Genomic DNA, 14,745 nt, shown 5'->3' on the forward strand with positions numbered 1-14,745 from the left:
TATTAATAATGAAAAAACTAGTATTAGTTGCATTAATAGCTTTAGGTTTCTCACTTGAGAGTTCTGCTCAGCAAGATCCTCACTATACGCAATATATGTACAATATGAGTGTAATGAATCCGGCTTATGCTGGATCTAAGGAGAACATGTCGATGGGGTTATTGTACAGAAAGCAATGGATCGAGATTGAAGATGCGCCAACAACAGCGACATTTTTTGGTCATTCACCTGTTGGTAAGAATGTTGGATTAGGTTTATCAGTAGTGTCAGATAAATTAGGACCAGTAGAAGAGAATAATGTATTTGGAGACTTTTCATATACTTTAAATTTAGGGGAGAATCATAAATTAGCTTTAGGATTAAAAGCAGGATTAACGTTCCAAAAAATTGGATTGTTAAGTGATGTAGATCCTTCTTTACAAGACAATTTAATTATTGACCCTGCATTTGGACAAAATGTTAGCAATACATTTTTTAATGTAGGTTCAGGTGTTTTCTTCTATTCACAGAAATATTATGTTGGATTTTCGATACCAAACTTCTTAAAGAAAACACATATGGAAGTTAATTCAAATGGTACAAATTATGAATTTGGTCCAGAGACAGCACACTATTTCTTAACGGGAGGTTATGTATTTGACTTAAACGAAACTATTAAGTTTAAGCCATTCTTTATGTTAAAGTCTGCATTTGGAGTAAATCCATCGTTAGATGTATCATCAAACTTTTTATTTAATAATAAGTTTGAGATTGGTGGAACATACAGACTACAAGATAGTTTTGGAGCTATGATGAATTATGCTATTACACCAAATTTAAGAATTGGTTATGCATACGATCACATTGTATCAGATTTAAAAGTGACGACACCTTCTTCACACGAGATTATTTTATTATTTGATTTAAATTTCCCGAAGAAAGTATCGAGTTCACCGAGATTCTTTTAACCTAAAAGTATTAATGACATGAAGAAACTATATATAACATTAAGTTTTGTAATTGTAAGCGGTGTTCTTTGCGCTCAAAATAAGGATACAAAAGTAGCAGATAAGCTATTTGATAAATATGAATACGTTGACGCTGCCAATGAGTACTTAAAATTGGTTGAGAAAGGTAAATCAGATTTGTATGTTGAGACGCAATTAGCAGAGAGCTATTACAATGTGTTTAACACAAAAGAAGCATCCAAATGGTATGCTAAAATAGCAGATCAAAAGAATGATGCGGAAACATATTTTAAATATGCTCAAATGTTGAAGGCAGAAGGTAAATATACCGAAGCGGATAAACAAATGGAGAAATTTGCAGCATTAGCACCCAAAGATCAACGTGCAATTGCATTTAAAAATAATCCTAATTATTTAAATAGATTAAAACAACAAGCACAATTATTTGATATTACTCCTTCAACAATTAGTAGTGATAAGTCAGATTTTGGAGCAGTTTTAACTAGTGCAAATGAAGTTTATTTTTCGAGTGCTAGAAACGAGTCAAGAAAGACTAACGGTTGGAGTGATGAGCCTTATTTAGATATTTACAAAGCTATTTACAATGAAAACGGGACATTAAGTGAACCAACTGCTGTAAGCGAGATCAATACGAAATGGCACGACGGACCAGTAGCTGTAACTGCAGATGGTAATACTATGTATTATGCAAGTGAAAGTTTTAACGAAGGCGATTTTGAAAAGAACAAAGAGAAAAAGCTGAAATACGGAAAGATTTATCTTTATAAAGCTACAAAAGAAGGAGATAAATGGTCAAATAGTAGAGCATTACCTTTTAACAGTAAAGCATATTCAGTTAGAAATCCTGCTATTAGTAAAGATGGGAAAACATTATATTTTTCATCTGATATGCCAGGAGGACAAGGAGGAGAAGATTTATGGAAAGTTTCAGTAGATGGAGATTCATATGGTACGCCAGAGAACTTGGGAACAACAGTTAATACAGAAGGAGATGAGAGTTTTCCATTTGTAACAGATAACAATGTGTTGTATTTTGCATCAAATGCACGTCAAGGATTTGGAGGTTTTGATGTTTACAAATACGATCTTTCAAAAGGAGGCGATGTAACCAATATAGGAGCTCCAGTAAACACAGAAAAAGATGATTTTTCTTTTAGTTTTAATACACAAAAGAAAGTTGCATTCTTTTCTAGTAATCGCGCTGGAGTAGATAATATTTATTTAGCTACACCAATATGTGGTGTAAACGCATTAGTAGCTGTAAAAGATGCTAAAACAGGAATGCCAATTGAAGGCGCTTTTATTTCAGTTGTAGATGAAAAAGGCAAAGTAGTAAATTCAGACAATAGTGCAGCAAACGGAAATGCTACATTTGGTTTAAATTGTGAAAAAGAATACGGATTTCAAGTATCAAAACAAGGATATGAGAATGGTGTTTTCACTATGGCAAAATCAGAAGGTGGTAACGTAACTGTAGAAGCTAACTTAGAGCCTATTAAACCTATCATTACAGAGAAAGAAGTTATATTACAACCAATATTTTTCGAATTCAATAGAAGTAATATCACACCACAAGGTGCTTCAGAATTAGACAAATTGGTAGAGGTAATGAACGAGCATCCAGAGATGGTTATCTTTGTAAAATCTCACACTGATAGTAGAGGTAGCGACCGTTACAACTTAAACTTATCAGAGAGACGTGCAAAATCGACAGTTCAATATGTAATTTCAAAAGGAATTGCTAAGGAAAGAATCTCAGGACAAGGATTTGGAGAAAGCGAGCCAAAAGTACCATGTGATTCATGTACAGAGGAACAACACGCAGAGAACAGACGTTCAGAATTCTTGATTGTTAAGAAATAATTCGATTAAGATTTATAATAAAAAAGCCCTCAGAATTTTCTAAGGGCTTTTTTTATTTTTATTTATTCATTGTCGCTTTGATACCATTCAGCATAAGAGGTTTCTGTTTCTTGTAATCTAAGTGAAAAAAGATTAATACTTTCTGGTAAACGAGCTTTAATTTTAGCAGCAAAATCTATTACCATATTTTCACTTGTCGGTTGATAATCAACAAGAATTACATGATGCCCTCTGTTCTTTAATTCGTTTGCTAATTCTATGTGTGGCGTATTTTGGTTAAAAACAGTAGCATGGTCAAAAATGTCTACAATTTCTTCCTTAACAATTTTCTTCAAATCAGAAAAATCGATTACCATTCCGTACTTTACATTATTTGTGTCGGTAATTGGTTTTCCTACTACTGTAACGGAAAGTTTATAGCTGTGACCGTGTACGTTTTTGCATTTTCCATCGTAGCCATATAGTGCATGACCCGTTTCGAAATTAAATTGTTTTGTAATTCTAATTGTACTCATTCTAAAAATATTGTTTTGCAAAGGTATAAAATTAAATAAAGTGATTTTTGTATTGTTTTTAGAACTACATTTGCTCACTTTTTTATCGCTTTATTTTATGAGTGAATTCGAATTGAATCCGAAGTATGAAAAGGTTATTACAGACCTTTTAGAGCAACAATTTTCTATTGTTGATGATTTCTTTGATTTTAATGAAATTGAAGATTTGAGAGCCCTTTTGTTAGAGAAATATAATGAAGATGAATTTAGAAAAGCTGCTATAGGAAATCAATTCTCTGAGCAAATTGTAAAATCTATTCGTGGTGATTTTATTTCTTGGATAGATGAGAATAATTTATCACAAACTGAAGAAGTGTTTTTTAATAAAATTGACAAGTTTGTAAATTATATGAATAGAACTTGCTTTTTAGGAATTCAAGAAAAGGAGTTTCATTACGCAGTTTATCCAAAAGGGACTTTTTATAAAAGACATTTAGATACTTTTCAAAATGATGATTCTAGAAAATTATCAGTTGTTTGCTATTTAAATGATGAAGATTGGAAACCAGAATATGGTGGTGAATTAGTTATTTTTAAACCACTTGAAGAGATTAAAGTTTATCCATTAAAAGGGAGAGTGGTTATTTTCGAAAGTCAGGTCTTAGAACACGAAGTGCGACAAGTAGAACAAATGCGTTTAAGTATAACAGGATGGTTAAAAACCAGAAAACTTTAGTTTTCTGGTTTGTTTTTTTCTTTCTTTTTAAAGTAATAAAAAGTACCGTAAGCGATAATAATTAAAACTATAAAAGGCAAATAAGTTCCAATTACAACTCCAATTTCGTAACCTTTATCAGGAGCATTTTTCATTTTCTCCTCAATATTAACTTTTTGAGTTAAACTTATAATTGTTGAAATCATGATTTTTTAAATTGATTTAAAGCATTTTTTGTGAAATCTGATAAAACTAATCTACCAGATATTGCAGCTCTTTCATATAATAAATTATCCCAGTTTTCAGTTCCTTCCCAAATAACTTTTTTCATCTCGTATAAAGCTTCAGGATTATAACTTGCTAATTGATTAATATAATTATTTAAACTGTTGTCCATTTCTTCAACTGATGGATAAACTTCGTTTAATAATCCTTTATCTTTTGCCCATTGTGCGTCTTTCCATTTTGTAGGAAATAAAGTCATTTCAGCCATGGCAGCTTTTCCAATTTTTTTAGAAACTGCGGGTTCAATAACAAATGGACCAATTCCAATAGCAATTTCAGATAGTTTAACTGATGAACTTTCTGTAGCAAAAGTATAATCACAAGCAGCAATGATTCCAACTCCGCCACCAACTGCTTTTCCTTGAATTCTACCAATTATTAATTTTGGACATTTTCGCATAGCGTTGATAACATTTGCAAATCCTGAGAAAAATCTATTTCCTTCTTCTAAATTTGTAACTTCTAATAATTCATCAAAAGAAGCTCCGGCACAAAAAGCTCCATTTCCTTCACTTTTTAAAACAATTGCAGTTATTCCGTTATCTTTTCCTAAATTATAAATAGTGTCGGTTAACAGCTGTAATTGACTACTTGGAAACGAATTGCTAGCAGGGTGATAAAAACTTACTGTAGCAATATTTTTTTCTTTTAAGACTGTAATGTTACCTTCCATTATCTTTTTAAGCTAAAATGCGATTTAAACTCTTTTTTAACGTTGTCTTGAGTGTATTCTAAAACAAACCAATAATCTGTAGACGGCATTAGTTTACCACCATAAGTTCCATCCCAGCCATTACCATCAGAATATATTTCTTTGATTAGTTTACCGTATCTATCAAAAATCGAAATTTTTCCATTAAAGTTTAATGGTAATCCTGAAATATTCCATTTATCATTATAACCATCTCCATTTGGAGTAAAAAAGTTAGGATAAGTAATGGCTACTAAATTTGTAACAGATAATGAGCCACAATTTTGAATATCTCTCACATAAATTGTATAGGTTCCATTAGGTAAACCAGTAAAGGTTGGGCTAAGTTGCCAGTTTACTAAATCTAAGCTGTATTCGTAAACCCCATATCCTCCTGTAGCATCGCCAATAATTGTTGTTGTTCCAGAAGAGAATTGTGGTGTTATTACTTCGGCTGTAAAACTAGCAGGGCCTGATGAAAATGTTGTAATAATTTCATCTGTAAACTCACAACCTGTATTCGTATTTGTTACAGTCACAGTATAAGTTCCAGCTTGTTCAATATTATATTGACTTGTAGTAATTGTCGAAAGGTCTAATCCAACAATGTCAGATGTCCAAACATAACTATAATTCCCTGTAGTTTGTGGAGTTGCATCAACTATTTGAGACCCTAAACCAGTTACAGGATCTAAACACAAAACAAAATTTACACCTAAATCGGTGTTTGGTAAAGGATTTACAATTAATTGTAATTCTTGAATTCCTTTACAACCTGAATCTGTATTTAATTGACTATCGACTCTTGCCCAAATTGAATTTCCTCCTGCTACTATATTTCTGTAATTGGTTATATCAGGGATAGAGTTTTGAATTAATTCAGCATCAATATAATTTTCATAATAAGATACAACTAAATAAGGTTGTTGAGAAACAGGAAAAGCACTTATAATAGTATTTGTATAAAATGAATCAATATCAAAATAATCATAACCATCATTTGCAGGATCTGTAACATCTCTGTAAATGTCACATTGTTCATAATCTAATGGAACAAAAGAAGCAGGAAATTGAGTAGTTGAAACAACTAAATTAATTTGAGCAACTCTATAACAACCAAATTGATTTTCTACTCTTACCCAAACAGAACTACCGTTTGCAGCATGGTGTTGATTAGAATTAGTTATGATGGCATTGTTGTTTACTGCTCCAGTATAGCTTAAATGATAGCTAAAATTTACATTCGAATCAGATGTAATTAAATCATTTGCTTCTGATAAAATAAAATCTGCTAAAGTATCTGTATCATCATCACATTGTCGTAGTGTTATCGTAGTATTTAATAAAGTTGGTAATGTATTTACGATTAGATCTAAAGGTGCGATGCTATAGCAGTTATTTGAATTTGTAATTCTATAATAAATAGTTTTTGAATTACTATAATAAATATTTGGAAGTGCATTTATATCGTTCTGAGCATCTGATAAAAACTCATAATACTTTACAGATGTAATATCGGTTCTTGTTCCAATTATTTGAGTGTTTTGAGAATTTAGAGTAAATCTTACAAAACCATTTGTGTCATCTCCATCTACATTGCCATCACATAATTCATAAGGAATTGTATTAAGAATTTCTGGACTTTGATTTACAGTTACGGTTACAGTCGCAGAAACAGGGTCACAAACGCCATTGGCAGGGAAAGAATATGTGTAATTACCTGCTTGACTGTTAGCTGGATCAAAAATTCCATTTGCAATAGATACTCCATTATAAGACCATTTTCCTCCTGTTGTTATGCCACTGCCTAATAAGGTAGTTAAATCAATAACAGCATCATTATCACAAAATGAAATTGAAGCAGAGCTACCAACATGAGGACCTTGTTGAATTGAATTTATTACAATGTCGATAGGTATTATTCTAGTTACACCATCACAAAACTTGGTGAAAGTATAGGTATAAGTTCCGATAAGGTCAGTAGATGGGTCAAAAAGCCCATTATTTGGAACTCTAGGAGTTCCATTAAACTCCCAAGTACCACCTATTTCTGGATTACCAGGAATTTTATCGAATAGATCAATGATTCCTCCTGTACAAACATCAATTGTGGTGTCGCTAGGAATACTTCCAAAACCTGAAAAATATCCGCCGATACCAGCAAAACCACTTGCAGAGAAAAGCCCCACCGCTAAAGCCCCAGTAGATTCAATAGTTACGTTGCCACTTAAATTATTTACTCGGTATGTTTCCCAATTAGAATTTCCAGTCACTGTTAAAGGTGTAGAAGTTGTTGGTACACCATTTATTGTAATTGTTGAGCCAGTTTCAGTTGCAATAATTAAATTTCCAGTAAAGTCGGTTTGAGTACCAATTTCATTAATTGCAGGAATTAAATCAACACTATTTTGCCAAAAACAACTTAGAGGCGGAATAAAATAAAAACCTGAAGTAGCGTCAGAAATACTACCCCCTACAATTTGGTATAAAAAGGCTTTCTTTGAGGTGTTTATATACATGTTTTTATTGGTCCCGGGGCCTATAAAATTTGAAGTTGGAATTAAAAAATATTCTCCAGCATTTAAGGTTGTAATCGGGGTAGCATTTCCATTAACAAAAACATCTGTATTGTCCTCATGAGCAATTACTAACGGATGTTCAGTTAAATCACTGCCATTTCCTTTCATAATTACATATTCTTGACCTACCTGAGCCAATGGAACAATTTGATCTAAATTAAAATCTTGTCCATTACTAGCCGAAGACATCCCTCCAGCAAGGTTCCCAGTATTAACGACAATTGGTTTATCGGATTCTAATAAAGCTCCAACAAAACCATCTAGATTTGCTGAACTACCATCAGTGTAACCAGAAATTACAACACTTTCTCCTTTATTAAGTGTAAAAGTTTGTGTTGCAGTACTAAAATTTGTATTACCGTCAATGAAAGAAATATGAGAATCATAATCCGACAAATTTACAGTGGTATTATCTTCAGTTGCCATAAAACTTGAAACAAAATTTCGGATTGTTCCAAAATCATTTTGTGGAAGACTACCTAGGCGAAAAATATTTCCTGCTCCTGTTCTTCCTTTCGAAGCTAAAAATTCGGCATGATTGTCTGCCCTTACTCTAAAATTTACATAGAAGTCATACTGTCCTTCTAAAATTAACCCTTTTCCTGAAACAACATGTCCAACATCAATTCTATCAAGCATCATTTTTGAGGGCTGGTCAGTACCAATAGTTACTCTAACTGGATTTCCTTGTGAAATTGTAAAAGGAGATCCAGCAATTGGAATTCCTGCGCCATCAGTTATTGTAACTTGAAACGGCGTAGGCTCTGGAGTCGATAGATAAACATAATGTTGTTTAATTAATAAACCGTCTTGAGATTCATTAGCATGTAAAGGAGGAAGCCAATGCTTGTTACTTAATTGAGCATTTGAAATTAACGTTATTGTAAGAGCTGTAAATAAAAATATTATTTTTTTCACAATGAATGATTAGGATGTTAAAATTTCACAAATTTACAAACTAGAATTTAGAAAAAGTCTAGATAAGAGTTAAAAAAAGGCTCGAAGTTGAATATTTCCTGTGTGAATCATCTTGGATGTTTCGGATTTTCTACCTTGGTAATTGATGTTGACATCTAAATATTGAGTTATATTTTTTTGTAAAAGGAATTGCCAAACACTGTTTTTTCCAGATTGAAGTCCTTGTAGCATTTGAAATGCAACTGGTGCTAATTGATTTCCTTTAAAATTATTATTGTAAAACGAATAACTACCCGTTAGTGTAAATCCTTTTTCGGTATTGAAGTTAAAAGATGTCCCAAATTTATTTTGCTCTAAACTTTCCTTATTATTAATTAAATTAGATTGGTTTTTTAACTCATAAAAAATATCCCAACTCGCATTTTTTGAAAAGATATACGATATTTTTGGTTGAACAGAATAAGAATCTATGTCGAAGTTTCTATTAAAAGTACTGCTTGGATTGGTAGAAGTATTTTCGATATTACTTTTGTTATTTCCGTTTAAAAGCGTGGTTTGAAACAACCATGTTTTTGCTACTAAATGTTGGTAATTCAGTTGATGAGAAAATTGTTTGTTATCTTGTAAACCATAATTTAAAAGGCTTTTCAGTTGGTTATTTATGAAAGTATATGTAACTGAATGAAGTTGTTTACCACGATTGAAAAATAAACTATTTCTAAAACTATTATTAAGGCCAATGATTTCATCTGAATTTGAGAATGGATTTAAATCAAAGTTGTCGCCATTTCTACGTAATTTACGTTCTACAATAAATGAAAATTGATTGTAAAAATGCGATAGAAATTTTTTAAAGCCTTTATCATTTTGCCATACTAAACCATTAAAATTTAAAGATTGAGAAAATCTATTTTGATGTGTTCTTACAAAAACTTGATTGGGAAGAAAAACCCTAACATAAGTAGCTTGGTCTGGAAATGGCGCAATTTCAAATTCTTGCAATTCTTGAATTCCATTGTTATTATAGTCAATCCAAGTGTAAATACCTTGTCCAGGTTCAACTTCTAAGTACGTAAATTCTTGTTGGGCAATAGTTCCCGAAGCATTTTCGTAGGTTGTGGTGCTTTGCAATAAGTTCGAAAAAAAACTATCTGAATATAATATTCTCGAATTTAATGAAGGTTCGTTTTGCTTAGTATTGTCTTCATATTTTAAATTTCGGTATTTGATAAAAACACTCAAATTGCTTTTCTCATTTTTTATCAATTGCGATTTTAAATAATAAGAATTTGAACTATTTACCCTTGTTAAAATATTGTTTTGAATACTATCGTTAACACGGTTTAGATAACCAATTTCCACAAATACTTTCGTAGAATCGCCACGACCAATAAAAGCGCCATATTCGGTAAATTTCTGACTTAAATTACTTAGTGAGTTGGTGGTAGTTAATTCTTCTTTATTGTTTTCGGTTCTAAAACTTGCTCCAACCCAATTTTTAGAAAAATGATGTTTTGCAATACTTTGGTTTCTAATAAATTTTGAATTGGCATAATCGCTTTCACTGTTTAAAGCGCTAAAATCAGTTGAGAAAGTGGTTTTATTAAAACGTAAATCGGTTTGCACGATATGTCTTGTTCCCGAAAAATTTTCTGAGAAATCTAATTTTTCCAATTGATATTTGGCAACTCCATTTTTTTGAAAATTAAAATTGGTTCCCGTAATTAATAAACTTTGGTTACCAAGAGGATTATTTAAATTCCAATCTCTATTAAATTCGATATTGAATAAACGCTCTATTGTTCTAAAGTCTTTTTGAATAAGATTAAAATTTGCAAAACCATCTACTAAAAATTTTCCAGTATATAAACGTTGGTTCGCATTAATATTTGCAGCAATTCCCTTGTTGTCGTTGTCGTCTAAAGTAGAATAGAGGTTTTTATCATTGTTCGAAATACCAATTTCAAAATCAATTAGTGTTTTTTCTGATGGATTATAACTTCCTAAAACAGTTGCAATTTGAATTTTTGTTGGCGCTACTAGTGGAACTGTTGGTTCATAATCGCCCATAGAAACACCTACATATTCATAAATTTTACCAACGGCGTTATTGCTTACCAAATCGTAACTTCCAAGATTTTCGCCTATATAAGTAAAACGGACATTGTAAAGTGTTTCGTTTTCATCGGTTGAAAATTCATAAATTTCAGTGCTACCAACAATTGTTTTACGGTATAAAATTTTATTTTCAGAATATGAATCTACATAAGCTGAAGGTGCATTCATTAAATTTTGATCATCTCCAGCAGCTTGAAGAATCGCTACTTGTTCTTCTGATAAATTTTGTTGTAAAGGTTGGTTTTTGACGTCATTTTCAGAATAAATATAAGTTCCAATTTTGAACTTTTCGCTTTCGTGTTGCACACCACCGTAAGTAACAAATCGAGTATAATTTCTATCGGTGTATTGATATTCAACGTTAATTCTCATTTCTGAAGTAATGGGAAACAACGATGTAAATGAAATTTCACCTGCATTATAATCAATAGTGTAATCGTTGTTTTCGCCTCTTTTCAACAGAATACCATTTACATAAACACGTTCAGAACCCGAAATTACTAAAACATATAATTCACCATTGTTGCCTTTTAATTTATAAGGACCTTGATTTCCTTCTTGACCTATAAAAGTACTTCGTGCATATTGACCGCGAACAAGTGCAGCGGAAGCATAAATGTCGGTTTTTGAATTTTCTTTACCTAATGTAAAATGTGTCGATAAACCCTGAACTTTTTTGTTGAAATTTAAAAATTTAGATTCGCGGTTTTCTAAAAATAAATCTCCCGCTCGAATACTCCATTTATCGGAAAATAATTCGATAAAAATTTGGTCAAACTCATCTAGTTTTTGAGAATAACCACCATCTTGCAAAGGAATATTACTATCTTGAATAGAAGCTCGTAAACTAACTTTATCGGAAATTTTACCTGTAATTTGTAAATCTAGATTAGAGTTTACAACAGTGTTTTGATTGTTTCCAATGGTGACTCCACGAGAAATACTTCCTGATGTATTTAAACCATCGAACGGTTTAAATTTTGATAATTTTTCATTTTTTGTAGTAAATAAAGTTCCGTTTGAATTAGGTACTACTTTACTGTCATCATAAACACTATATTCTTTTGTTAGAAACTTAGGATAAGTTAGATAATTAATTGATAAAGAATCTTTTGTAATTGAATTTGTATTCAAAATAATAAATCCTTTTTCAAAATTTACTTCGTAAAAAGTAGAATCAATAGTTTGGTCGTATTGATCTTTAATTTTAAAATGGCTAGGGTTAATACTTTCCTTTTCAATAAAAATAGTGTCGTTTGTTATGGCAATAATTTTCGATTTTCGAATAGCTTCTTTCTCTTGAGCATACACTCCAGAAAAAAACAACCACATAAATAAAATTGAAATCTTTTTTGCCATTATACTATAACTCTCGAAAACCAAAAGTAGTATTTATTAATGGAAAAAATAAACCCCGCAATTTGCGGGGTTTATTTTATTATTTTTTGATAATAATTTTTTCTAGTGAATAATTTGAATTTTTTAGTTTTAACAAATAAGTACCACTTGCAAAACCACTCAAATCTAAATTATAGGTGTCTAAATTATTTAGTTTAGAATTATAAACCTCTTGACCTAATAAATTATATACTTCAATTGTCGCATTTTCTAAACTAGTAGTAAAACTAAGTGTGAAAACACCATTCGATGGATTAGGGGCTATTGTAATGTTGTTTGTAGTAAAACTTTCATTACTCATAGCGCAATTATCTGTAACAATTACATTGGTTAACCCGCAACTGTTGTACAAATAATCTTCCATAGCGGTTTGCTCAAAACTATCGACGCATACATACGTTAAATTAGGAGTGTTATCCCAGCAACTGTTATAAATAGTATTAGACGCCACATGCGGATACCCATTATTTATTTTTACAGTTACCATATTGATATTGTCATTACAAGCTAATCTTCTAAAAACAGGGTTGTTAGAAAAATCTAACTCGGTTACATCTAAATAACTACATATACAAGTGTCTAAAGCTGGTAAACTCGAAAAATTTACACTCGTTAATGGGTTACCCCCACAATTTATAAAATATAACTGGTTTAAACCACTTACATTTAAGCTTTGCAGTTGATTGTTAGCAACACTTAGCGTTTGTAAATTGGGTGAATGTGTAAAATCAGCATGGGTGACCTGATTACTAGGGAAACCACAGGTGACTAAATTTACAAAATATTCGATACCCGTTATATCCGTAATATTTCCTGATGGTATTTGCATAATATAAATAGCTTCAGCTTCGCTTATTTCTATTTCGCCATCATTATTAGCATCTATTTTAATTCCTCCACAAATAGGGTTTGAAGTCGAAGATTGTAGCAGAACGGCTTTAAAAACAGGGTCAGGAAAATTAATAATTTGAGCATTACTATAACAACTTAGTAAAAAAACTATTAAAAAAATAAACTTTTTCATAGTACAATTTTTTAATGAGACTAATTAATATAGTTTTTAAGATTCTGAACCACCTGCTTAATCGCAGGTGTTCAGAATGACAAAGTTACCTTTTTTTAAGTCTTTTGTTTTTATTGTTTTATCAGTTTACTGGTATAAGTTGTATTGTTAACGGTTGTTTTTAATACATAAGTACCTTTGGGTAAAGCATTCAAATAAAGTTTTGTTTCGTTAGATGATTTTACTTCTTCTTGATGTACTAAGATGCCCATTAAATTATACACTTCAATTATTGCCGATGCAAATTTTTCTTCAAAAGTTAAGGTGTAAACACCATCAATAGAAGGATTAGGATATACTTTAACAATATTATCAGGGTTTGCTATTCTATTTGCAAAAACATAATTAATATTAATATAAGCCCATTCACAAAAGGTAGCCACTCCATTATGATTCACACACATTTCATATATTAATTGGTGACCACGCTGCGGTAATGTAGGGATAGTTAAACTAGGATTACTACTGTACTGTCCACGATATCTAATTTCTCCAGTAAATGTATCAAGATAATAATATGGATTTTGCGGGTTGGTAAGTTCGTGTAAGGTTACTTTGTTTTCTTGATTTAATGGTCCAATATCCGCAGCAATGATACTATCGCAATCACCTGTAATGCTGGTTCTTACATAGCTATCGGTTAGTACATTTACGCTACCGTTTACATAGTAGCTAGGGTTGGCACTACTTGCATTATTTATCCAAATATTTGGGGTATGAGGCAATGCTTTAGGTGATATTCCAAAGTTTAAGCGGTAAGGACCGCTTACTACTGTTGGGTTTTGTATAGAACGCAAGTTGTAATACAGTTGTCCTTCAGTATGCATATCAAAAGGTGGTGTCCCTGCAGGGAAGGTTACGGTTCCATTTGGGTTAATAATACAGCCATATGGTATGGGACCTATAGGTTCTATACTTACATTTGATGCTGAACATGGAACACCATTAATTAAACAAGGCTCGCAACCTCCATTAACATTATTTGCACTATGATTAAAGGCAGTATATGTTGTGGTTTGCGCTTGTGTTTCGTGGTAACAAATATCAAAATCTAAGTAAATTTTGTCGCAGTTTTGAATTTCTGAGCCAAAAATAAAATTACACAAGTTCCCTGTTTGCCAGCCGCTTTGTCCTCCTGTATTGGTTAAGGTAATACTTGTAAAAGGATTTGGAGAAGAAACAGTTAGCGAAACATCTCCAAAAGTTCCAGAAGGAAATGTACATGATAATAGGCTTCCTACTGCACTTAAACCACATAAATTGCTTAATTGCATACCAGTGTTATTTATTGCTATTGTACCGGTATCATAATCGTTAACTCCCACATAAGTTACTGTAACATTGTATATGGGTTGGCTAAAATTATAGGTTATAGCCCCAGTAGTAGAGAGTCCAGTCCAGTATCCTCCAAAACCACTATAAAAAGCTGACGGATAGCAATAGTTATAATTAGCATTTAAAGGTGCAGCTGATAATAAATTACCACTAGCTGTAATGGTAATGCCATCAACTGTACAGTGATCTTCAGGTAAAAGTAATTCTACAGGTACAAGTTGACCTGCCGAATTGTAAACCATATTAGGGGCAATTTTCTCAGTACTATTTTTAGTAACTTGAGAATACCCCCCCCATAAAAAATAATAAATAAAAAGA

General features: G+C 31.8%; 10 protein-coding genes. 3 read left to right on the forward strand and 7 right to left on the reverse strand.

From position 1 onward, the window contains the following. Nucleotides 1–8: 8 nt before the first annotated feature. A complete protein-coding gene (locus tag GCU34_RS11730) occupies nt 9–947 on the forward strand; it encodes a PorP/SprF family type IX secretion system membrane protein (protein ID WP_072781851.1) in 939 nt (312 codons plus the stop codon). An 18-nt stretch (nt 948–965) separates the two neighbouring features. Further along, on the forward strand, nt 966–2,831 hold the full coding sequence (locus GCU34_RS11735; RefSeq protein WP_072781849.1) for an OmpA family protein: 1,866 nt from the start codon (nt 966–968) through the stop codon (nt 2,829–2,831). 62 nt (nt 2,832–2,893) lie between these two features. Here the strand turns inward: GCU34_RS11735 and GCU34_RS11740 are convergent, their stop codons facing one another. Next, nucleotides 2,894–3,346, reverse strand: a complete 453-nt coding sequence (locus GCU34_RS11740; protein ID WP_072781847.1) for a 6-pyruvoyl trahydropterin synthase family protein — start codon at nt 3,344–3,346, stop codon at nt 2,894–2,896. 97 nt (nt 3,347–3,443) lie between these two features. On the opposite strand from GCU34_RS11740, the gene GCU34_RS11745 reads away from it, so the two are divergent. Continuing rightward, nucleotides 3,444–4,061 carry a 2OG-Fe(II) oxygenase gene (locus GCU34_RS11745; RefSeq protein WP_072781845.1) on the forward strand — a complete coding sequence of 206 codons (618 nt, stop codon included), beginning with the start codon at nt 3,444–3,446 and terminating at the stop codon, nt 4,059–4,061. Here the strand turns inward: GCU34_RS11745 and GCU34_RS11750 are convergent. The 6 genes from GCU34_RS11750 to GCU34_RS11775 form a co-directional block, all read right to left on the reverse strand. Beyond that, entirely contained in the window at nt 4,058–4,246 is a 189-nt protein-coding gene (locus tag GCU34_RS11750; RefSeq protein WP_072781843.1) for a hypothetical protein, read from the reverse strand. The two genes, GCU34_RS11745 and GCU34_RS11750, sit on opposite strands and share 4 nt — an antisense overlap. Beyond that, the gene (locus GCU34_RS11755; RefSeq protein WP_072781841.1) at nt 4,243–4,998 is read right to left on the reverse strand and encodes an enoyl-CoA hydratase/isomerase family protein; all 756 of its coding nucleotides are present in this window, start codon (nt 4,996–4,998) and stop codon (nt 4,243–4,245) included. Before GCU34_RS11755 ends, GCU34_RS11750 begins: the two co-directional genes overlap by 4 nt. After that, the gene (locus GCU34_RS11760) at nt 4,998–8,513 is read right to left on the reverse strand and encodes a T9SS type B sorting domain-containing protein (RefSeq protein WP_072781839.1); all 3,516 of its coding nucleotides are present in this window, start codon (nt 8,511–8,513) and stop codon (nt 4,998–5,000) included. Before GCU34_RS11760 ends, GCU34_RS11755 begins: the two co-directional genes overlap by 1 nt. A 69-nt stretch (nt 8,514–8,582) precedes the next feature. Continuing rightward, a complete protein-coding gene (locus GCU34_RS11765) occupies nt 8,583–11,990 on the reverse strand; it encodes a hypothetical protein (RefSeq protein WP_072781837.1) in 3,408 nt (1,135 codons plus the stop codon). 79 nt (nt 11,991–12,069) lie between these two features. Further along, the gene (locus GCU34_RS11770) at nt 12,070–13,053 is read right to left on the reverse strand and encodes a T9SS type A sorting domain-containing protein (RefSeq protein ID WP_072781835.1); all 984 of its coding nucleotides are present in this window, start codon (nt 13,051–13,053) and stop codon (nt 12,070–12,072) included. 110 nt (nt 13,054–13,163) lie between these two features. After that, the gene (locus GCU34_RS11775) at nt 13,164–14,669 is read right to left on the reverse strand and encodes a T9SS type A sorting domain-containing protein (RefSeq protein ID WP_152378468.1); all 1,506 of its coding nucleotides are present in this window, start codon (nt 14,667–14,669) and stop codon (nt 13,164–13,166) included. Nucleotides 14,670–14,745: the final 76 nt, after the last annotated feature.

It is taken from the genome of Flavobacterium haoranii (assembly GCF_009363055.1).
Classification (GTDB): domain Bacteria; phylum Bacteroidota; class Bacteroidia; order Flavobacteriales; family Flavobacteriaceae; genus Flavobacterium; species Flavobacterium haoranii.